This is a genomic window from Symmachiella dynata (assembly GCF_007747995.1).
Classification (GTDB): domain Bacteria; phylum Planctomycetota; class Planctomycetia; order Planctomycetales; family Planctomycetaceae; genus Symmachiella; species Symmachiella dynata.
This window is the reverse complement of sequence record NZ_CP036276.1, coordinates 5,819,185-5,838,163: the sequence shown is the minus strand read 5'-3', so window position 1 is coordinate 5,838,163 and position 18,979 is coordinate 5,819,185. Positions and strand designations below refer to the sequence as shown.

General features: G+C 52.8%; 16 protein-coding genes, 2 tRNA genes and 1 pseudogene. 11 read left to right on the top strand and 8 right to left on the bottom strand.

All coding sequences use genetic code 11. The annotated features are described in order from the left end of the window. Positions 1-211 precede the first annotated feature (211 nt). The 3 genes from Mal52_RS22070 to Mal52_RS22060 all read left to right on the top strand — a co-directional run bounded on the left by Mal52_RS22070 (position 212) and on the right by Mal52_RS22060 (position 1,916). Positions 212-463: a BON domain-containing protein gene (locus tag Mal52_RS22070; protein WP_197534392.1), complete on the top strand. Its 252-nt coding sequence runs from the start codon at positions 212-214 to the stop codon at positions 461-463. Positions 464-553: 90 nt separating this feature from the next. Further along, a complete protein-coding gene (locus Mal52_RS22065) occupies positions 554-757 on the top strand; it encodes a CsbD family protein (protein ID WP_145378701.1) in 204 nt (67 codons plus the stop codon). A gap of 196 nt (positions 758-953) precedes the next feature. Continuing rightward, positions 954-1,916: a PRC-barrel domain-containing protein gene (locus Mal52_RS22060; protein ID WP_145378700.1), complete on the top strand. Its 963-nt coding sequence runs from the start codon at positions 954-956 to the stop codon at positions 1,914-1,916. Between the two features lie 142 nt (positions 1,917-2,058). Here Mal52_RS22060 and Mal52_RS22055 read toward each other — a convergent pair whose 3' ends face one another. After that, positions 2,059-3,543: a sigma-54-dependent transcriptional regulator gene (locus Mal52_RS22055; protein WP_145378699.1), complete on the bottom strand. Its 1,485-nt coding sequence runs from the start codon at positions 3,541-3,543 to the stop codon at positions 2,059-2,061. Positions 3,544-3,908: 365 nt separating this feature from the next. Between Mal52_RS22055 and Mal52_RS22050 the strand changes: the two genes are divergently transcribed. From Mal52_RS22050 to Mal52_RS22040, 3 genes are all read left to right on the top strand, one after another. Then, positions 3,909-4,544, top strand: a complete 636-nt coding sequence (locus Mal52_RS22050; protein WP_145378698.1) for a hypothetical protein — start codon at positions 3,909-3,911, stop codon at positions 4,542-4,544. A 189-nt stretch (positions 4,545-4,733) separates the two neighbouring features. Then, entirely contained in the window at positions 4,734-4,940 is a 207-nt protein-coding gene (locus Mal52_RS22045; RefSeq protein WP_145378697.1) for a hypothetical protein, read from the top strand. A 64-nt stretch (positions 4,941-5,004) separates the two neighbouring features. Beyond that, positions 5,005-5,799, top strand: a complete 795-nt coding sequence (locus Mal52_RS22040) for a TrkA C-terminal domain-containing protein (RefSeq protein ID WP_145378695.1) — start codon at positions 5,005-5,007, stop codon at positions 5,797-5,799. A 257-nt stretch (positions 5,800-6,056) separates the two neighbouring features. On the opposite strand, the gene Mal52_RS22035 is transcribed toward Mal52_RS22040, so the two are convergent. The 3 genes from Mal52_RS22035 to sbnA are packed head-to-tail and all read right to left on the bottom strand — an operon-like array spanning position 6,057 to position 10,292. Then, the gene (locus tag Mal52_RS22035; RefSeq protein ID WP_197534391.1) at positions 6,057-7,565 is read right to left on the bottom strand and encodes a Y4yA family PLP-dependent enzyme; all 1,509 of its coding nucleotides are present in this window, start codon (positions 7,563-7,565) and stop codon (positions 6,057-6,059) included. After that, positions 7,558-9,252 (bottom strand): FAD/NAD(P)-binding protein, encoded by a 1,695-nt coding sequence (locus Mal52_RS22030; protein ID WP_197534390.1) that lies wholly within the window; start codon positions 9,250-9,252, stop codon positions 7,558-7,560. The genes Mal52_RS22035 and Mal52_RS22030 overlap by 8 nt, the downstream gene beginning before the upstream one ends. Continuing rightward, entirely contained in the window at positions 9,249-10,292 is a 1,044-nt protein-coding gene (sbnA, locus tag Mal52_RS22025) for a 2,3-diaminopropionate biosynthesis protein SbnA (RefSeq protein ID WP_145380746.1), read from the bottom strand. The genes Mal52_RS22030 and sbnA overlap by 4 nt, the downstream gene beginning before the upstream one ends. A 752-nt stretch (positions 10,293-11,044) precedes the next feature. Here sbnA and Mal52_RS22020 point away from each other — a divergent pair. The 3 genes and pseudogenes from Mal52_RS22020 (at position 11,045) to Mal52_RS22015 (ending at position 12,696) form a co-directional block, all read left to right on the top strand. Next, positions 11,045-11,608 (top strand): DUF421 domain-containing protein, encoded by a 564-nt coding sequence (locus tag Mal52_RS22020; protein WP_145378691.1) that lies wholly within the window; start codon positions 11,045-11,047, stop codon positions 11,606-11,608. A gap of 65 nt (positions 11,609-11,673) precedes the next feature. Beyond that, positions 11,674-11,946, top strand: a pseudogene (locus tag Mal52_RS30610) (zinc-ribbon domain-containing protein); the annotation flags it as partial. 24 nt (positions 11,947-11,970) lie between these two features. Further along, positions 11,971-12,696 carry a putative zinc-binding metallopeptidase gene (locus tag Mal52_RS22015; protein ID WP_231962414.1) on the top strand — a complete coding sequence of 242 codons (726 nt, stop codon included), beginning with the start codon at positions 11,971-11,973 and terminating at the stop codon, positions 12,694-12,696. Between the two features lie 328 nt (positions 12,697-13,024). Here Mal52_RS22015 and Mal52_RS22010 read toward each other — a convergent pair. Next, positions 13,025-13,098 (bottom strand) — tRNA-Arg (locus Mal52_RS22010). A gap of 257 nt (positions 13,099-13,355) precedes the next feature. Between Mal52_RS22010 and Mal52_RS22005 the strand changes: the two genes are divergently transcribed. Further along, positions 13,356-14,747: a DUF1501 domain-containing protein gene (locus Mal52_RS22005; RefSeq protein WP_197534389.1), complete on the top strand. Its 1,392-nt coding sequence runs from the start codon at positions 13,356-13,358 to the stop codon at positions 14,745-14,747. Between the two features lie 10 nt (positions 14,748-14,757). Here Mal52_RS22005 and Mal52_RS22000 read toward each other — a convergent pair whose 3' ends face one another. Continuing rightward, the gene (locus Mal52_RS22000) at positions 14,758-15,750 is read right to left on the bottom strand and encodes a beta-propeller domain-containing protein (protein WP_197534388.1); all 993 of its coding nucleotides are present in this window, start codon (positions 15,748-15,750) and stop codon (positions 14,758-14,760) included. 163 nt (positions 15,751-15,913) lie between these two features. Further along, a tRNA-Leu gene (locus Mal52_RS21995) sits at positions 15,914-15,999 on the bottom strand. Between the two features lie 327 nt (positions 16,000-16,326). Here Mal52_RS21995 and Mal52_RS21990 point away from each other — a divergent pair. Beyond that, complete coding sequence (locus Mal52_RS21990; protein WP_145378685.1) at positions 16,327-17,259, top strand: hypothetical protein; 933 nt, start codon at positions 16,327-16,329, stop codon at positions 17,257-17,259. Positions 17,260-17,390: 131 nt separating this feature from the next. On the opposite strand, the gene Mal52_RS21985 is transcribed toward Mal52_RS21990, so the two are convergent. Further along, positions 17,391-18,869 (bottom strand): hypothetical protein, encoded by a 1,479-nt coding sequence (locus Mal52_RS21985; RefSeq protein WP_145378683.1) that lies wholly within the window; start codon positions 18,867-18,869, stop codon positions 17,391-17,393. Positions 18,870-18,979: the final 110 nt, after the last annotated feature.

Sequence of the window (18,979 nt, the reverse complement as noted above, 5' to 3'; positions counted from 1 at the left end):
AACAAGCATGGCAAGCGGTAGTCGTAGGGCGGCTTCAATCAAAGCCGAGCGTCAAACTAGCCGCAGCCACTTACCGCACAACGCCACTTGTCGAGGATTGGCCGCAAGCTATTCACCAGGGAACAAGCTGATTGAGCGATGACGAAATCAGATGTTCGTCAGCCTGTCCCAAGGCACAATTCATTGCGAGTCGAGTGAAAGAAATGGAACCATGTTCATCAACGCAACCTCGGAGCATTCAAAAGATCAACTCGCCGAGCGGGTCTGGAATTCCATGCAGCGTTTAGGGGTCCACCGGCTGACCCGCGTGCGATGCGAATCGCGTGGAACCACGATCGTGCTTCGCGGGACGGCAAACTCCTACTATCAAAAGCAGCTTGCACAAACAATCGCAGCAAAAGTACCGGGAGTGCATCACGTCATCAATCAGTTACAGGTGATTGATGCCCACCCGACACTCTGAACAACGGGCGTTGTCTTGTCGGCAACGCAAAATCTGTTTTAACACGCCGCGCAGACGGCACATTGTCACCTATGAACAAGGAGCACAGACATGAATTGGGATCAAATCGAAGGAAAATGGAAACAGGTCAAAGGTCAAGCCAAACAAAAATGGGGCGATCTGACCGATGACGAACTGGATTCAATCGATGGAAAACGGGACGTTCTCGTTGGGAAAATTCAAGAACGTTACGGAATTGCCCGCGAGAAAGCGGAAGAGCAGGTTCAGTCATTTGAGAAATCCTGCACGTGCTGAAACGAGCAGTCGGAATGCGTCATTCCAACTGAAGCCACGTTTTTTTTAATTGCCCCAGACGCACGAACTGCACGCGTATCGACGCACCGCAAAGGGTATGTGCCCTCAATTGCTATCGGCAGATTTCGTAATCGTCACGGCAAACACAAAACGTCGCAGCCAATTCCCACAGTGAACTTTTACGGAGGAAAAAGCCATGAAACGCACACACTTGATAAGCAGTAGTTTAGCCGTCATCTTTTTGGCGTCCGCCACGATGCTGGCGATCGCCTACGATGACACCAATACAAAACGCAAATCCCCGGCAACGAAACGGGACAAAATCGGCAAGCTGGACGAGAAAACGGCCGGCGCCAACGTCCGCACAACCGAACTGTTGGGCAGGAATATCTATAACCCACAAGGCAAAAGCGTGGGGGAAATCAGTGACTTGGTGATCGACGCCAACCACGGCAACATCCGCTACGCCGCAGTCACTTACGGTGGAATCCTAGGAATCGGAAACAAAATGTTTGCCGTTCCTTACGACGCCTTCACTTGCCGTCAGGACTCCGATGATGCGAACGAATACGTCCTCGTATTGGATGTCACGCAGGAACAGCTCGAAGGGGATCGCGGGTTTGATGAAGACCATTGGCCCAACTTTGCCGATCAAAAATTCACCAGAACCGTCGATCGACGTTATAAGGTGAAACACCGAAAAGCCCATCGTGAGACCGCTGCCAACTCGGCGCGTGAGCGGACCGGGGCGATTGACAAGAAGACCGCAGGTGCAAACATCCGTGCCAGCCAACTCCATGGTTTGAATATCCAAAACCCGGAAGGCAAAAGCGTGGGTGAAATCCAAGATCTTGTGATCAATGCCAATAATGGCGACGTTCAATACGCAGCCGTGACCTATGGCGGGTTTTTAGGTTTGGGCGACAAAATGTTCGCCGTACCTTTCGAAGCGTTCAAATGCCAACCGAATCCGGATGACAAGAACGAGCATATTGCTGTCCTGAATGTTACGCAGGAGCAGTTGGAAGGGGCTCGCGGATTTGACCAAGAGCATTGGCCGAACTTCGCCGATCGTTCATACACCAACGAACTGTATAAACGCTACAAGGTGAAACACGACCGCGATGCCGACATTGAAGTCGAAATCGATAAACGCTAACGACTCGAAACCGCGAAAATAACGAGTCGACTTTTGTGAGTTCGGATTCCGCAAAAGTATGACTCGTCCGTTGCAGGCCGTTTTTTTAACGACCTGCATTTTTTTTGTTGGTGGGCACCCAGCGATTCAATCGTCGCGTCAGTCAGCAATCGCAGTCTTCACCTACAGGATCAGGGCTTTCATCGGCATCGGCATCGGCTTTCACTACGTGATTGATCGAGATCCCCAGCGTCTTGATCTTGTGCCGCAAGCTCCCCCGGGTGATCCCCAATTCTTCAGCGGCCTTCGACTGGTTGCCATTGTGCTTTTGCAAAATCCGCGAGAGCAGGTAACGCTCCATCCACTCCGTCGATTCCGCATGCAAGTCGTTGGACCCGGCCGCCTCACGTTCATCCAGAAAGCCGGCAATGTCGGTGGCTTTGTTATCCGCTGTGGCGGCGGATGGTTCTGCTGGTTTCTTGCTTTGTAATTCCTGAGGGAAAAACTCCGGCACAAGTACCGGGCCAGTGGCCATCAGCATAGCTTTGCGAAGTACGCTTTGCAGTTCCCGCACATTGCCCGGCCAGGAGTAGCCGAAGAGAAGCTCCATAGCTTCATCCGAGATCCCGGTGATGCCCTTGCCGAGCTTCTGGTTGAATCTTGCTAAAAAGTGTTCGATCAGCAGTTGGATGTCGTTCCCGCGATCGCGCAACGGCGGGAGATGAATCTCAAATGCGTTGAGCCGATGGAACAGATCGAGGCGATATTCACTATCCTCAATCATCCGTTCTAGATCACAATTCGTGGCGGAAATGATCCGCACATCGACCTGGATCATATCGCTGCCGCCCACACGCTCAAATCGCTGTTCTTGCAGTAACCGCAGCACTTTGCTCTGCGTCAGCGGTGACATATCTCCCACTTCATCCAGGAAGATGGTGCCGTCGTTACACTGCTCAAACCGTCCGATTCGCCGGTGATCCGCCCCCGTAAACGCGCCTTTCTCGTGGCCGAATAACTCGCTCTCCAGCAGGGTATCGGTCAAAGCAGCGCAATTGACCGCTAAAAAACAGTTGTCGTCACGATGGCTGTGCTGATAGATGGCCCGTGCGATGAGCTCTTTACCGGTTCCGCTTTCGCCGCGAATCAAGACTGACACATCCTGGGCGGCCACACGCCCAATCTGTTTATAGACCTCAAGCATTTGCGGGCTGCGCCCAACCAGGACCTCGCCATCGAGCGATTGATCATTGTTTTCCTGCAGCAGTACCGGAGCCTGCATCAACCGCCGGGTCTCCAAGCCCCGCTCAACAAGATCCTGAATCTGCTCAATCCCCAGCGGCTTGAGCACGTATTCATAGGCGCCCAATTTCATCGCTTCAATGGCCACGTCACTATCGTCCGAGACCGTGATGAAGACCACCGGCAACTTGGCATCAAACGCGCGAATCTCCTGGGCCAGTTCCAACCCCGTTTTGTCCGGCAGCATAATGTCCAACAAGAGCGCGTCGGGCTGCTCTTGCTTGAGCAGGGCCATTCCGTCTTCAGCTGTCTCAGCAGAAAAAAGTTCGATGTCGACATCGGCGAGAGCTTTTTCCACTAACCGCAAAACCGTACGGTCGTCATCGATCACAAGCACTTTGTGCATTCAGGTATCCTCGTTCATCCAGGGACTCAGCTCATTCTACTACCGTCCCGGCATACGTGATAGCCCTTGCTCTTAGAATTCTTAAACCCCACGGTTTGCTCCACAACCCATTGATCGCAACTCAACCAGGTTGAGCGATCAACGCTCGAAAAAGAAAGCCATTTCCGCTCCAACGCCCTACGGACGGCGGTCTCCCGCTAATTCTGCATGTTCCGTTTCTCTACAAATCGTTCCTGTAAATCAGCCTTCTGCGAGAGCAATCCAACTTCGCCATGCATTGCGGGAAGTTTGGCCCGCGATTTGCATTAGATCAGTTTCAAGTATTCAGCGATTACAACTTCAGTCTTTCAGAACAGGAGACAGACATGAGTCGGATTATTCGAGTAACAATGTATGGAATTTGTAGCAGTGCCATCGCCGTGGGATCTGGTTGCAATCAAGATGTCACACGCGAAGATCTTTCGGATGCTCGCAACGAGGTGATCGAAGAACGGCAAGAAACACAGGTCGCTCGCCAAGACGCACAAGAAGAAATCAACGAGGAACGGAACGAAACAGAAGCCGAACGCCAAAAGGTAATGCGGCCGAATTTCGACGAGTTGAACGAAGAACAACGCGAGACTCAAGAGGCGCGTGAAGAAGCCAACGAAGCGATTGCTGAAGAAGAGCAAGAAACACGAGAAGCAGAGCAAGAAGCCAATCGGATCGAAGCCAAACTGAAAGCTCAGCAATCACGCGATGCTTACCTGAAGCAGGCCCAGGCCCAAGTTCATGAAGCGGAATTACGAATCGAAGCCTTGGAAGAAAAAGCCGACGGCTTGGATGGTGCGGAAAAAGATGCCATTGAGGTGCAAATCGAAGAATTGCACACTCACCAAGAACGCCTGCAAGATGAGATCGATGACATGAAATCGCTCGACGCTTTGAAATGGCAAAGCAAGCAAGCCGAAGTTGAAACGGCAAAACAAGTGTTAGCCAAAGAGTTGGCAGAGACGAAATAATCAACTTTGCAGAATCAACTGGTTTCAAAATCCTCGATTGCGTCACCCCGTCCTTGGGCAAAGGGTCTCCCCCACGCAATGAGGTTTTGAAACCAGTGATTTGTTATGTCAGCAGGCGGAGTGATGGATCTCAACGTATGTCGCTCAACGCCAATAGGATCATATCCCCATAATCACTAGGAGAAAATCATGCGTCACTGGATGAACGCTTTGTGCCTGACGTTATTCGGACTGTCGACTTTCTGTGCAACGGGATGCGACCAGTCGACCACAGAACCCGACCCCGTCACCGCACCGGCCGCGGAAGATAACATGGACACAGAATCAAATATTGACATTGATGTGCCGGGAGCGGACATCGAAATCGAGAAGTCAGAAGACGAGACAACGGAATGATCTCGTCACGCAAATTATTCTTGGTCTGTCGCCCCTTTTCTAAAACCAACTCAAATCGCCCGTAATGATTCCTATCATCTCCTTAATTGTTGTCGTGCTTGTTTCTATGGTCGTCGTACGTATTGCGTCCGTAGCACTGACATTGACGGGCCTCTCCAATGAACTCGCGCGGTTCCAAGCACGTTCGGCATTCTCTGGGACGGGGTTTAGCACCACCGAATCAGAAAAAGTGGTCCGTCATCCCGTAAGGCGACGCATCATTATGTTGTTGATGCTATTGGGTAATGCGGGAATCGTCACGGCAATGTCGTCGTTGATCCTCTCCTTTATGGGGACACAGACCGCGACCGGCATTACCGGGAACATTTGGTTCCGCATTACCTGCCTGTTAGCGAGTCTCTCCGTACTGTGGATGTTCGCCCATAGCCGGTGGATTGACCGTGAGCTTTCCAAGTACATTCGTTGGGCCTTAAAGCGTTGGACCGCACTGGAAGTGCGTGACTATGCCGGGTTGTTGCATCTCACGGGAGACTACGTGGTCCTGGAATTGAGTGTCCAAGCGGATGACTGGCTCGCCAATCAGGCACTGGGCGACCTCAATCTGGCCGATGAGGGCGTGCTTGTGCTAGGTGTCGAAAAAGCAAATGGAAACTATTTCGGAGCCCCCCGCGGCAAGACCATCCTAGAAGAGCACGACACACTCCTCCTCTACGGCCGCCAGGAAGTCATCGCCAATCTCGACGAGCGTCGTTCCGGAGCCACCGGGAACTGGGAGCACCACAAAGCAATCGGCAAGCAGATGCAGATTGAAAAGCAGGAAGAGGAAGAACTGGAGCAATCCGACAGCAGTCTTGCTTAGCGGTCAAGTTGGTGAGTGAACAAGTGTCGGTGGCCGAGCAAGTTGAGAAGATGACTGAAGCGGCCGAATCAAATTTGAGTGAGTGATATCACACAAGCCTCTTCGGATAACCAGGCACGGTCTCTAGCTGTTGGATCTAATGTCGACCTCACGACCCATCGTTGTAAATTGCCTCAACTTCTCACCACCCGTTAGCCGGGATGCAAACGAGAAGCAATCACCAACTTGCCCGGAGAGATCGTGCGTCACGAATATTCTCACTCTGCATCGATCGCATCGAGTCTCGGTGGCTCATTCACCTCGCGCGGAAGTATTATGTTGCGTGCCAACGGATACAAATGAGTCCGGCTCTCCAGAAAGTGCATGAAATAACCAGCGGTGTTGGGGAACACGATGAGATCACCAGGATGGAGATTTCCGGAAAATCGCAACTTCCGTTGAATCAACAAATCCGACTCGGTGCAGGAGGCACCGACGAGATAGCCTTCCAGACAGTTGTCAGTGACACCATTGGATTCCTCTATGTTCTCTGGGCTGCGTACCAGGAGCGGATCAACCATAAAGTCGTCGCTGGAGGTGCGGCATTGCGTGCCATTCATCGATAAACCAATCAGCCAATCGCCCTGTGAGGTCTGCTTGCGAAACTCAACACGGGCAATCGTCATCCCGCAACCATCGAGAAGGCTACGCCCAGGTTCGCAACGCAATTGGAGCTTGTAATCGTTAATGGCCTCAGTAATCGTTTGTCCAGCGCAATCACTATCCAGGATGTGTGCCAACCAATCGGCTCCGACCAGTCGCTGGAAGAAGGGGTAGCAGTGCGCCTTACCAAATATCTCGCCATGAACAACGTTCAGGCCAAGTGAATGATTGCGATATGTGATCGGAGTCCGCTGGTCTAAGAGTGCGCGTCGATGCTCACGCCAAAAGTCATCCCACTGATGTTCGGACTCCAAATAACTCATCGGAATGCCGCCGCCGATATCAATGAATGACGGGCAATGGCCAACGTTTCGTAATTCCTGGATGACGCTCAACGTCTGTTGAATGGCGGAAACTCGCTGCTCGGCTGAGTATCCGTCTAAATGAAAATGTAGTCCTTGAATCCTCAAATGATCGTCTGCTGCGTTGGGCAAATGTTTGAATACGAATGGCATGACCTCATTGACGTCAAATCCAAATCGTGATTCTAGTTTGGCATTTGCATGCTGGAATCCACTCAGCCGCAAGGCAATATTTGCCTGCATTTGCTTGTCAGCGGCCAACGTTTTGAGTGCCAGAAACTCATCCGCATTGTCAATCGCGATGGTCACCTGGGAGTCGACACACAAACGCAGCAATTGCGTGCTTTTGATCGCAGCAGTGCAAATGATGCGACTGGAAGGAACACCGCATTGCAACGCTTGGCGAAGTTCGATTTCACTGGCGGTATCGATCCCCGCACTCATCTGGTTGGTGGCATCCACAAACGTCGCGCATTTATTGGCTTTGCGGGCGAAAAACACCTGGAAGTCGAGTTCACGTGATTCGGCGACATCGTTGAATTGGCGAATATTTCGCTGCAATGGTTCGGAATGAACGACATTCAATGGAGATCCGTACTGCTGCACCCACTGGTGTAGCGCACCACTGTTGCAAGCCGAATGCATCCAAGGTTCCACCCGCCCCTTTAGCGGCAATACTCCTTCGCATGGCAACCGATCAGCATCTGTTTTGCGGACTTCTTCGCAGTTAATATCCCGGTGGTCGAGAATCACTTCATTCATGAGTTTTGCCTTTCGAACAGAGCAGATGCCTGCAAACGGAATTTGCCCAAGTCTCGGGATGATCGTGCATCGTCCGGCTCAAAGTATCGTTTCCTAAAATGCACCCTTCTGTGCAGCGCCCGAAAAGTGCTAATCCAGCGGTTGGGTGTCCAGCACTGTCCAAGGGACGCGCCTCACGGTTGACCAACAACGCTTGGCTAGGCTCATGCCGACTAACAAGTCTGTCTTGAACCAACGCTGCCAACAATCCTTCCGGGGCCAGTTCCGATGGTGCGGGGAGGACGGCATTCACAAAGTGGTCGACAGCGAGTTGCGTGGTTCCTGATTCTGTCTCGATGGATCTCGACTCTGTCCCTGGGTAGCAACCGCTCACAAAGCGTAGATCGACAATCTGGTGCTCAATTAATGCCAGCAGTCGCCCTAGGTTCTCAGCGGGTGGACCGAAGGCCAAGCGTTCCATCTCCGCTGCCAACGGGTGGAAATCTGCCCAGCTATTGTCCTTTAACCCTCCGTGGCTGATTCGCGCGACCAAAGCCGGATAAAGTTGTCGCCAGGCTTCACCCCATGCCCAAGCCGCGGATGGATTCTGTTGACCCATCGCCACACGGTAGGACTGCTGCATCAATTCCGCCGCTGTTTGGCCATCACAATCGACCATGTACCACGAGTCAAACCACTGTCTTGCGCCTCGTCCTCCGCAAAGATTAAAGGCATACTTCGCAGCGTCTTGAATGACCGGCCACATGTCACGTTCGAAATCCAATCCATCTGTCTGTGCCGGCAATTGTAACAATACCTCGCGATATCGAGGCCAAATGTTCTTAACCTTTTCAGGGACCAATGCTTTTCCCGGAACCGGCTTGGCAAACATCGGTCTACCTGAGCGGGAGCAGGGGATAATCGTGCTCGGCTCCTGGCCTGACGGTGTATAAAACCATTTTCCATCACGTCTTTTCAGATGTCCGCCACGCCCTTCAGTCATGGCCAGGATCGCATCGATAGCGGTCAGTCCGAAGCCTCGAATCACCACCGTCGATTGGGGGCGAACATGGTCCACCGACAGTTGCTTCTCGGTGGGAAACACAGAATTCACATCTGCTGGATGGCCCGCAAGCTTCTGTGGCAAAGACGTTCGCCAACCTTCGTGTCCCACTGTGAGGAGAACTTCATCGTAAACCGTGGAGTCGTGGGGGGAGTCGACACGCCATGATTGTCCCTCCCGTGTGATTTGCGACACGGACGCGCGTTCAATGCGAACAGCGGCAAGTCGCTTGAGTTGCTTAAATACCTCTTGAAAACACCAATGGAGATACTCCCCGACTAAAGCTCTGGGGATGAACGCATCCGGTTTTGCCATGTGCGGAAAATACTGCTGCAGCCAATCCACCAGCGTAGGTTGGGGAAACGAGTTCAAGTGACCATTCGGCGGCCATGCACTGATGTTGTGTGATGCAAAATTCATGCGCAAGTAGTCCGGCTGACGCAAATCGTACACTTGCCCCGCACCAGGGTAGGGAGCCTGCTCAAAGATCACAATTTCCAGCCCCCGACGATTCTCTACTGAAGTGAGCCTCTCCAGCAACCGCTCTAAACAGAACAGCCCTTTGGGACCACATCCGATAACAGCGATTCGAAACCGTGCCTCTCCGCAACTCGATTGCGGAGAACCGACTATGTTGTCTTTCACGCTAGCACTTGACATTGATCTTCAACCCCTTCGCTGACAGGAGTGCTAGAGTGGATCAGTCGTTGTAACTCTGCCGATGAACATCCCAGCGTCGATTCCACCCAGGCATCATTAAAGACTGTGTCTAGGTAGCGTGTGCCCGAATCATGTAAGATCGCAACACAGGACTTGCCTGTCAGTTGTTCTTGCATGGCACGGATGGTTGATAGAACGCCGCCTGCCGATCCTCCGGCTAAGATCGCCTCGCGCTTCGCCAATCGGCGACATTCCACTACACAGTCCAGATCCGTCACGCGGCGAATGAAATCAAACGCCTGACCACGAGCCAATTTGGGGACCCGCCCGGTTCCCAGACCAGGGATATGTCGTGGGCCGGGTTCTCCACCAAACAAGACACTGCCGACCGCATCCACGGCGACAACCTCAGTCCGTCGGCGATGGCGACGTAAATAATCCTGACAACCGCGTGCAGTGCCGGTACTGCTGGTGGCGACAAAAAGAAAGTCGATCTCTCCGTTCAGCTCCTCATCGATTTCTCGAATGGTCCCTAGTTCGTGAGACCGTGGGTTATATTCGTTGGCATACTGGTTGGGCCAGTAGCTTCCTTCAATATTCTCCAGCAACCAGCAGACACGATTGAGACGCGCTTGTAAAAAATCATCTTCCACCGGCCGTTCCACCATCTGGACCTCAGCTCCCAAAGCCTGCATGATCTGGATGTTTTGTGCCTGCGTACGGGGATCCACGACGCAAATCAACTTGAGTCCAAAAAAGCCGCAAGCCTGTGCCAAGCCAATTCCCATATTGCCCGAAGACGATTCGACGATGGTCGACGTCGCATCAATCTGGCCTGCTTCTAACCCGGCCTTAATCATTTCATAGGCGGGCCTATCCTTAGCGCTGCCGCCCGGATTGCAACATTCGAGCTTGGCATACAGTTGGACCGTTGGATTCTCTAAATACCGGGATAGCCGTACCAATGGAGTGTTGCCCACTGCCGCCATGATGCCTGCAGATGTTGATTGCTCGATTGTTGTCATCGTTGTGGTCACGGCTCTCTTCGCCTCACGCTGTGGGATGCTCAACGGAGTCCTCTCCAGAAACATCAACTTGCAAATGGCGCGCCGGATGTGATCAGACAGATAATTTGATTCACACTGTCAGCCACGGCAACTCGCGTGCAGGGCTCGACGTTTAGCACGCGAATGCAAAGTATTTGCTGTTTAGCCTGCGGGATTTCCTCACGGTTAGCTGCTCATTCTTTGCAGAGATAGAACCTTTGTAGAGACAGAACGCCCCTTTCAAACTTCAGCGGATCTGGTCTTCTCGAGATCGAAGCAGCGGGCAGTGCGGTTTAGGCTGCCGTATTCACTGCGGAGAGGTAGCCCGGTGACCAGACTGACTGCGAAGCGATCAATCCGCCGCCCTATTCTCTACGCCGCTCCAGACCGGCGAATGCTTGCAATTTGCCATTCCTGTCCACCAGATAGCAGGGATTCATGCGATCGAGCGACATGCGTGCTTTGTTATTTGAGGGGCCTGTCGAGTGGCATAGTTTTTGCGATTGTCCAGGCATCGCGTCTATCTCGCCCATCTAGCAGCGGACTTCGGTTGGCGAGAGTGTCCGTTTCTTAACTTCCTCTTCATCAGCGTTGCAGGACAGTACTTCTCCGGGAAAACGGACACATGGCCAAAATACTAGCGAACACCAAGCATCTAGTTCACGGCGGCGAACCGCATCGGTCCGAAAACTCGGACGACCAACCACTCCCCTTAAGGAGTTTGCATTTTCATGTTTAAAGAATGGATTTACTCCGATTGGTCGGAATTAGGAATGGTATTGCTCTCCGGTGTCCTCACCTACGCTGCCATCTTGATCTACACGAGGCTGGTCGGCTTAAGAAGTTTTTCAAAAATGTCCGCTGCGGATTTCGCAATGACCGTGGCGGTGGGATCAATTTTTGCTTCCACGATATCAAGCTCGACCCCGACGCTGTTTGTTGGATTAACGGCCTTGGCCGTCTTGTTCGTGGGCCAATGGATGCTGGCTTTCTTTAGACGCAATTCCCACAGCTTCAGCCAGCTTGTGGATAACCAACCGCTGCTGTTGATGGCCGGCAATCAAATGCTTGACGAAAACCTAAAGCGAGCAAACGTGACTCAGTCGGACGTTTATGGAAAGCTCCGCGAAGCGAATGCGCTGAAGTACGATGAGGTCTTGGCAGTGGTGTTCGAAACGACAGGCGATATTTCTGTGCTGCATTCCAATGCTTCAGACGCGTCGCTGGAACAGGATTTTGTTCGAGATGTGATTGACCACGAATTGATCTATGACCAAAAACATGCTGGCAAATAAGGTCCGATAGCATCACAACCGGCAACTGCCGTCATTAGGAACCTTTCATTTTTAGAAAAAATCGCATGCAAACTTTTAACTGCCAGTGCGGAAACACGTTATTCTTCGACAGCAATTTCTGTGTCAATTGTAAACGAGACACCGTAACGTGCCCGCACTGCGCAAACGTGACACCTGTGGAAGAGACGCCTTCAGGGGCGCTTCAATGCGGGAACACCGCTTGCGGGGCGCTACTGCGTCGTTGCTCAAACGACTTACAGTACGACGCCTGCAATCGCGCGCTCGATGCGAACGATGTGAATGCGCTGTGCAGTTACTGTCGGTTGAATTCGGTCGTCCCTGATCTATCACGCAATGAAAATGTGACACTTTGGAGAAAATTAGAAGCTGCCAAACATCGAGTCTTGTGGGTCGTCGAGCGATTGGGATTTCCCGTCTCTGGAAATAACGCACTCCAACCGAATTTGACGTTTGAATTCAAATCCGATGAAAACGGCAAAGTCTCCACAGGACACGCTGACGGTTGCATTACCATCAGCCTGCGAGAAGCGGACAGCGTCGAACGTGAAAAAACGCGCGTCGAATTTCAAGAACCCAAACGAACTCTTGTCGGTCACTTTCGACACGAACTCGGACACTATTATTGGGATTTGCTCGTCAGAGATTTTCGAGTGGAAGAGAGTCGCCATCTCTTTGGAGACGAGCGCAATCCAACGTATGCCGATTCTCAGAAGCGGTACTATCAGCAGGGCCCTGCCAAAAACTGGCAACAGAGCTATGTCTCGGGATACGCTTCCATGCATCCTTGGGAAGATTTTGCTGAAACGTTCCAGGCATACTTGGATATGGCGACCATTCTGTCGACGACAGAACATTTTGGCCTCGTAACCACCAGTTACGAGAACTTTGATTCCATGCTCGCAGCCTATAGTCGGGTGGGAATTATCGCCAACGAACTAAACCGGGATATGGGGCTACTCGATTTGGTCCCCCAGATATTCAACGATTCCGTCGTTGAGAAACTGAGGTTTATTCATCAACTCCCAGTAAAGACCGAAAAGGTCACACCCGCCCTAACGCAGAATTGATGCGAAAACCATTCGCAAGCGTGACGACCCTCTCTTCCCAGTCCCCACAATATGCGTCGAGGCTGTGCTCAACGTCTCATCTACACGGGTGTCTCTGCTATGATGCCGAAACTCCTCCCAAGGCATCGCCAAAATGCCGCAGCGGAGACACTCTACGGCCCTCAACGATCCACCCAAACAGTCGCCGTTGAAATCCAGGAAAAACTAAAATCCCCTAACAAGAATTCAGCATTCGCCGGGGAATTCGTGAGAACCATAAAAAAACTCCCCAGCTATCCGCTGAGGAGCTTGTAAGTCAAAAGATTTGACTGAATTTATTTTAGTGAAGTACACCCGGAGGGATTCGAACCCCCAACCCTCGGTTCCGAAGACCGATGCTCTATCCAGTTGAGCTACGGGTGCAGATTATTCTGTCAAATGACGTTCATCCTGTTCACGCGACCGGCTATGAACTGTCGAACGCGATTCTACTTGACGCGCATCCGCACGTAAAGCTGCTTAAGGAAAACCGTTCGCTGCGGTTTCAACTTTTCGGGGCCAGCCACTCACGGCATTATAAGCCAGGATCAGAATGGCATCCATGTAGATTTGTTGATATAAACAGAATGGCCAGAACATTGTGCGGTTCGTGGAACATTCCTGTCTGCTGGAGTCTGAGTATGTTGACGATTGCAGGACGCGCCCACTCCACTGGAGAATTTTGCGATGGTGTTTCGCGACGTGATGTTCTGCGGATTGGGAGTCTGGCCGCGATGGGAACCGCCGGCGCGTGGTCGCTGCCGGACCTGCTGCGTGCGGAATCGCTGTCGGGCAGCAAGTCGCCAAAATCGGTCATCATGATCTACTTGGTCGGCGGGCCGCCGCACCAGGATATGTTTGATCTCAAGCCGGAAGCCCCCAAGGAAATCGCCGGGCCATGGCGACCGATCGCGACCAATGTTCCCGGATTTGAAATCTGCGAGGCGTTTCCCCGGCTCGCCACCATGGCGGACAAGTTGACGGTGATCCGCTCGCTGGTTGGCAATCAAGCAGGTCACGATGCGATCCAAGTTTTCAACGGCCACCACCCCAAAAATCAAAAGCCATCAGGCGGCTGGCCGCAGTTTGGGACGATAGTGTCAAAAGTACAAGGTCCGGCACGTCCCGAATCCCCGCCCTTTGTCAGCCTGTGCTACACCTGCACCCACGGTCCTTACAATGAACCCGGTCCGGGGTTTCTGGGAGCAGCGCACTCGCCCTTTCGACCGATGGGTGAGACACGACACGATATGGTCCTCAACGGCGTCACGCTCGATCGACTGGCCGACCGGAAATCGCTTCTCAAAGGGTTGGACGTCATCCGTCGGGAGATCGATCAGACCTCGACGATGGAGGGTCTGGATGCCTTCACTGAACAAGCGATGGGGCTGCTCACCTCATCGAAGCTGGCCGAGGCTTTGGACCTCTCTCAAGAAGATCCGCGTACAGTCGAGCGTTACGGGACCGGCGACCCGACCATTATGATCGACAGCAATGGCGCTCCGCGCGTGCCGCAAAGCCTGCTGCTCGCCCGCCGTTTAATCGAAGCCGGTGTCCGCGTCGTCACGCTGAACTACAGCAAGTGGGACTGGCACGGCGGACGGAATACCGAAGGGCGGGCCGATAACTCCATCTTCCTGCGCGAAGCGGAGGATTTTCCAATCTTCGATCAATGCCTCAGCGCGCTGGTGGAAGATCTCAATCAGCGAGGGCTCGCCGAAGATTGCGCCGTCGTCGTCTGGGGAGAATTCGGCCGGACGCCGAGAATCAGTGCCCGAGTCGGACGCGACCATTGGCCGAAAGTGAATTGTGCGTTGATGGCTGGTGGAGCAATGCAACATGGACAGGTGATCGGCGCGACCGACCGCATCGCCGGAGAAGCGGTCGCCCGCCCGGTGACGTTTGGCGAAGTCTACGCCACACTCTTCCGACATCTCGGCATCGATACCGGCCAGACCACGATCACCGACCTCAACGGTCGCCCACAATATCTGGTCGAAGGCGAAGCTCAACCCATGCCGGAATTGGTCTAGTCGCGGATCGCTATTTCCAAGTGTTTTCCTGGACCGGCTTCCCGTTGGTCGTGAGGATTTGGAAATGGTGAAACCCGTCATTCATTCCCGAATACCGCCAAACGACTTTCTTATCGCGCGTGATTTCAAACAGTTTGACCGCATCGCCTTTGGCGTGATAGCTGGAGATCACCGTGTTCCCGTTCGGCAAACGCTGCGCGCCGCAGGCATCGTCGAAGAGATCTTCGCCAAGGTCGTCATTCGTGACGCTCCAAACGATCTTGCCATTGGCATCGACTTCGATAATCCGATTACCGTTTGTGCAAGCGATCAGCGTATTGCCATCTTTCAGGCGGATGGCGGTGAAGGGCCAGTCACGTTTCTCGCGGCCACGGTCATCCGTTGCAAACGAGCGGACAACCTCGCCCGTATCGGGGTTGTATTCCTTGACGGCAAAATCAAATAAGTGCGGCGCCAGGTAATTTCCATTCGGCAACACCCGCAGCATCCGTGTTTGCATATGGGCATTGTCTGTCTGACACTGCAGCGGCGTCGACTTGACGACTTCTCCCTGGCTGTTGATCACCAAAGCGCGCGGCTTGGGCCCCAACTCGGCAAGCAGATACTTGCCATTGGGCAACGGTTGTACGGTGCTGGTTTCTTTTTGCTGGGCCTTGTATTGAAAAACAATCTCTTTGGTTTCGCGATCGACTTCCACAATGCCACCGCTGGGAAATTCTTTCGTCCCATACAGCGCCAGCAACACGTTGCCATTGGGCAGCACCCAGCCATCACTAGCCGGCATCTCAAATTTCCATTCCACCTCCCTATCTTCACCAACAATCACAGCTTGATTGGCAAGACCGACCCCGAGAAAAGAATGCTGAACGGCAGCGTCCTCCGCCGCACACGCCAACTCCCCGTACATGCTCAACGTGATGAAAGTGGCAACCGCCAGCAATAAGCTGCTCCAGCAGAGAAATAAACGGCTTTGCATCGCGTCAGTGGCAGCGGATTTTTTCATCACGGGTTGGCTCCTAGGGATCAAAAAAGAAAGTTCTCAAAGTATAAAGGAACACGACTCAACTGACACACAAATGTGGCTTGCGGGTCATGGGCGGCAGATTTGCCGCCCCCAAACGAAAAAAGGACTCACGCCAAATCGACGTAAGTCCTTTCACTTAAAGTGCCCAAGAGAGGACTTGAACCTCCACGGGATTTAACTCCCACTAGGCCCTCAACCTAGCGCGTCTGCCAATTCCGCCACTTGGGCTGCTGGGGGGCTGATTACTAACCTCCCCCAATTAAACGAGTTGTGGTTTTTTGTGCGGCTTTTTTTGCTGTGAGGGAATCGCAAGCATCGCACCTGGTTTGTGTGCCTGCTTGGGTAGCAAAGCGCACACCTGTTCACATAACCACGAGTTGAACAGGTCGCGGGCATTATACAGCCTCGATGCGTCGGATTCTAGCGTTGCAGCATGCGAATTCGGCCAAGATATCACCGATTGACACTCCTTTTTATCTGCCGTACACTCCCGCTCCCTTTTCCCCAGCCTCTCGCCCGTTTTGGCGAAATTTTGCCTCACCAGTGGATGTTTCGATGCACTCTGTGAGCTCCCTTTGGTTGCTAGTCATTACGTGCAGCTTAACCGGCTGTCACGTGTTTGATGATGCGCCGGATGATGCCTCTGGACCGGAGAAAAGCAAACTTCCTCCCATCACGGCGGCGCCCAACGCAATCGAGCTGGAAATCGGACACATTCGCCGCCCGATCGACGACCCGCTCATCGGCGAACGGCTGTGGAATGATATCAACCAAGTCGTGGCGGGCGATGAGGAGATGAGCTGGCAGCGGATCCGAGACAACGGATTTCGCGTAGGCATCGCCGCCGCCCAACCGCCCGACTCTCTGGTCACACTGCTGCAACCGCCAGCCTCAAGATCGGGAGCCTCCTGGACTCCCAGCCCCACAAAGTTACAGTCGGTGGTCGTTCGCGACGGCACGCCGACGGAAGTAACGGCCAGCCCTTATTTCACTCGTTGTAAAGTTGCAGTTGCTGAAGGGGCGGAAACGACCTATCGCGAATTTGAATTGGCGCAGGGAAAATATCAGATCACAGCTCGCAAGACTCAAGACGGTTGGGTCGAGTTGGAAATTGTGCCAGTGATGTATCACTCTCACGCAACACCCCGTTTCACTGCCGCTGCCGCCGGAAGTTACACTTTGCAGCACGGCCAGAAGCGGAAGATCTTTCACCCGAATCGTTTTCAGGTGCGGATGATGGTTGGAGAATGGGTCGTCATCGGCGGCAACCGCGACCAACCCGGCACGTTGGGGCATCAATTCTACTTCGGGACCGAAGCGGATGACCAACAACTGCAAGAGTATCGCCGCCGCACTCAACAGAAAGCGGCCGATCCGTCGGGCGAAAGCGTCTCCTTAGCCGCAGATGAAGATCTTGCGACGGAAGGAGATTTTCAACGACTACTTGTCGTACGAATCGCCAACATGAAGCCCGCCGTCATGCATTAGATGGGCGGTGTTGAGAGCTGGGATCTCGTGCTACTGGGATGCCATTCAGCCGCAGGTCGAAAAAAGCCTCACGCAAAGCCGCCAAGCTCGCAAAGTAGTATGCTGTGTTGAACGGTCCACTGTAGCGGATCCTACTGTGACTTCATCCGCCATCGCTGCCAGATCCGCCAACCGTACCACATCCCACCAACGCCGCAAAACGCGGCCACTCCAAACGCTGGTGCCCCGACTCCCCATAGTCCGGCAGCAGCGAATGCTGCCGCGACGACAAAGAAGATCAGGGCACATGCGATTGCCTTTTTCTGTGACGGTTGTTCCGGTTCTCTTCGGAGAGCTTCCCATTCCTTACGGCGAATTTCCCGTTGGGAATACGTTAGCCAGTTCTCTTGGATTTCTGCCGGGAACATGTTACGGATGAAATCTATGATCTCATCTTGCTCAAATTGTTGATAGCCATCAACGTTTATTTGGATTTCACCCGTAACCCCCGAAATAAAGACATTCCGCGCCGCACGTACGCCCCATTGGACTCGGCTCACATCGTCGCTACGTATCGATTCTCGACCGATGCAACCTTGCTGGACAATTCCCGTTTTGGAAAGATACAGTCGTGCGCGAACGCTTGAGATTATCACAAAAATCCCACCTGCGACGGCCCCGCCCCAAATGAATGCCATAGAGATTAATGCGCCAATCGATCCAGGCTCGGAATCGAGCATCTCAAAAATTGCACTTACTGTTGAGAAGATTCCTATGACGCTGCAGAGAACGACGATTAATAGACCTTTGAAGATATAACTTTGATCACTGCGAAAGGTCCGAGTGTCTTCCTGAACTGTGATGTCCTCATCGCCCTGAGACTTCATTATGGATTTCGGGCCATCGATCACAGGAAAAACTCGCATCAACAACAATTGGCCTACCGTCCCACAGAGGAAGCCTACCAATAGCGAGAAGACTGTTTGCTGACCGAATGCGTACAAGCTGGACAGAATCGCGGTGGCAAAAAACAACAGCGCAGCTGCGGCAGTCGTGATGCGAATGAGATATTGCGGCGAGCGGTTACGCTGCGGTTCACTACGGCAAAATATGTCCCACCCTTGTTGGATCTCCGCAGGAAACTGGCGGCGGACGTAGGCGATGATTTCTTTACCATCCCGAATCGGGTATTCGTAGAAATTGATCGTGAGCGTTGCCGTAGCCGTTTGGAGCCGAATCCTTCTTTTACCGCTTTCGTTCCAAATCAGTCTCAAAACATCAACGTTTTGAATCGACGATGTCTTTCCAGTCCAAGCTCGTTTCGCGATGCTATCCGGAGAAAGAATCAGGCGATCACGGAAATACGAGAGAACCTGAAACAGACCGATCGCAATACTACAGCTCCAAAAAATAGCTGAAAATAAGCGGAGACCACCCGCATCAGAATCGGGGATTGTGGTCCCCACAAAAGCCACGTAATAACAGGCGATCGCTATGGCGCCGCAATAAATGGTTTGGCAAATGCCGAACCATAGATGTTGCCGGTCAATCCGATAACAGCGTGTCGTGGTTGCATCTCCGTCGCGCTCGGAAACCACTTGGGGGTACCTCCGCTTTTTATTGCCTGTCACATTATGTGACTCCTACTAGGCAAGGCAAAAAAACGAAATAAATGCTGCGAAAAATCACAAAAGTGGTTCGCACAGCCCACCGGATTCCTACCGTTTTCGCCAATCCGCCG

Bases quoted from the DNA above. Each gene is read 5' to 3' on its own strand.
- Mal52_RS22055 (WP_145378699.1), bottom strand. From the start codon at position 3,543: ATGCACAAAGTGCTTGTGATCGATGACGACCGTACGGTTTTGCGGTTA.
- Mal52_RS22050 (WP_145378698.1), top strand. From the start codon at position 3,909: ATGAGTCGGATTATTCGAGTAACAATGTATGGAATTTGTAGCAGTGCC.
- Mal52_RS22005 (WP_197534389.1), top strand. From the start codon at position 13,356: ATGTTGACGATTGCAGGACGCGCCCACTCCACTGGAGAATTTTGCGAT.
- Mal52_RS22070 (WP_197534392.1), top strand. From the start codon at position 212: ATGTTCATCAACGCAACCTCGGAGCATTCAAAAGATCAACTCGCCGAG.
- sbnA (WP_145380746.1), bottom strand. From the start codon at position 10,292: ATGACAACAATCGAGCAATCAACATCTGCAGGCATCATGGCGGCAGTG.
- Mal52_RS22035 (WP_197534391.1), bottom strand. From the start codon at position 7,565: ATGAATGAAGTGATTCTCGACCACCGGGATATTAACTGCGAAGAAGTC.
- Mal52_RS22000 (WP_197534388.1), bottom strand. From the start codon at position 15,750: ATGAAAAAATCCGCTGCCACTGACGCGATGCAAAGCCGTTTATTTCTC.
- Mal52_RS22045 (WP_145378697.1), top strand. From the start codon at position 4,734: ATGCGTCACTGGATGAACGCTTTGTGCCTGACGTTATTCGGACTGTCG.
- Mal52_RS22065 (WP_145378701.1), top strand. From the start codon at position 554: ATGAATTGGGATCAAATCGAAGGAAAATGGAAACAGGTCAAAGGTCAA.
- Mal52_RS22040 (WP_145378695.1), top strand. From the start codon at position 5,005: ATGATTCCTATCATCTCCTTAATTGTTGTCGTGCTTGTTTCTATGGTC.
- Mal52_RS22020 (WP_145378691.1), top strand. From the start codon at position 11,045: ATGTTTAAAGAATGGATTTACTCCGATTGGTCGGAATTAGGAATGGTA.
- Mal52_RS21990 (WP_145378685.1), top strand. From the start codon at position 16,327: ATGCACTCTGTGAGCTCCCTTTGGTTGCTAGTCATTACGTGCAGCTTA.
- Mal52_RS22060 (WP_145378700.1), top strand. From the start codon at position 954: ATGAAACGCACACACTTGATAAGCAGTAGTTTAGCCGTCATCTTTTTG.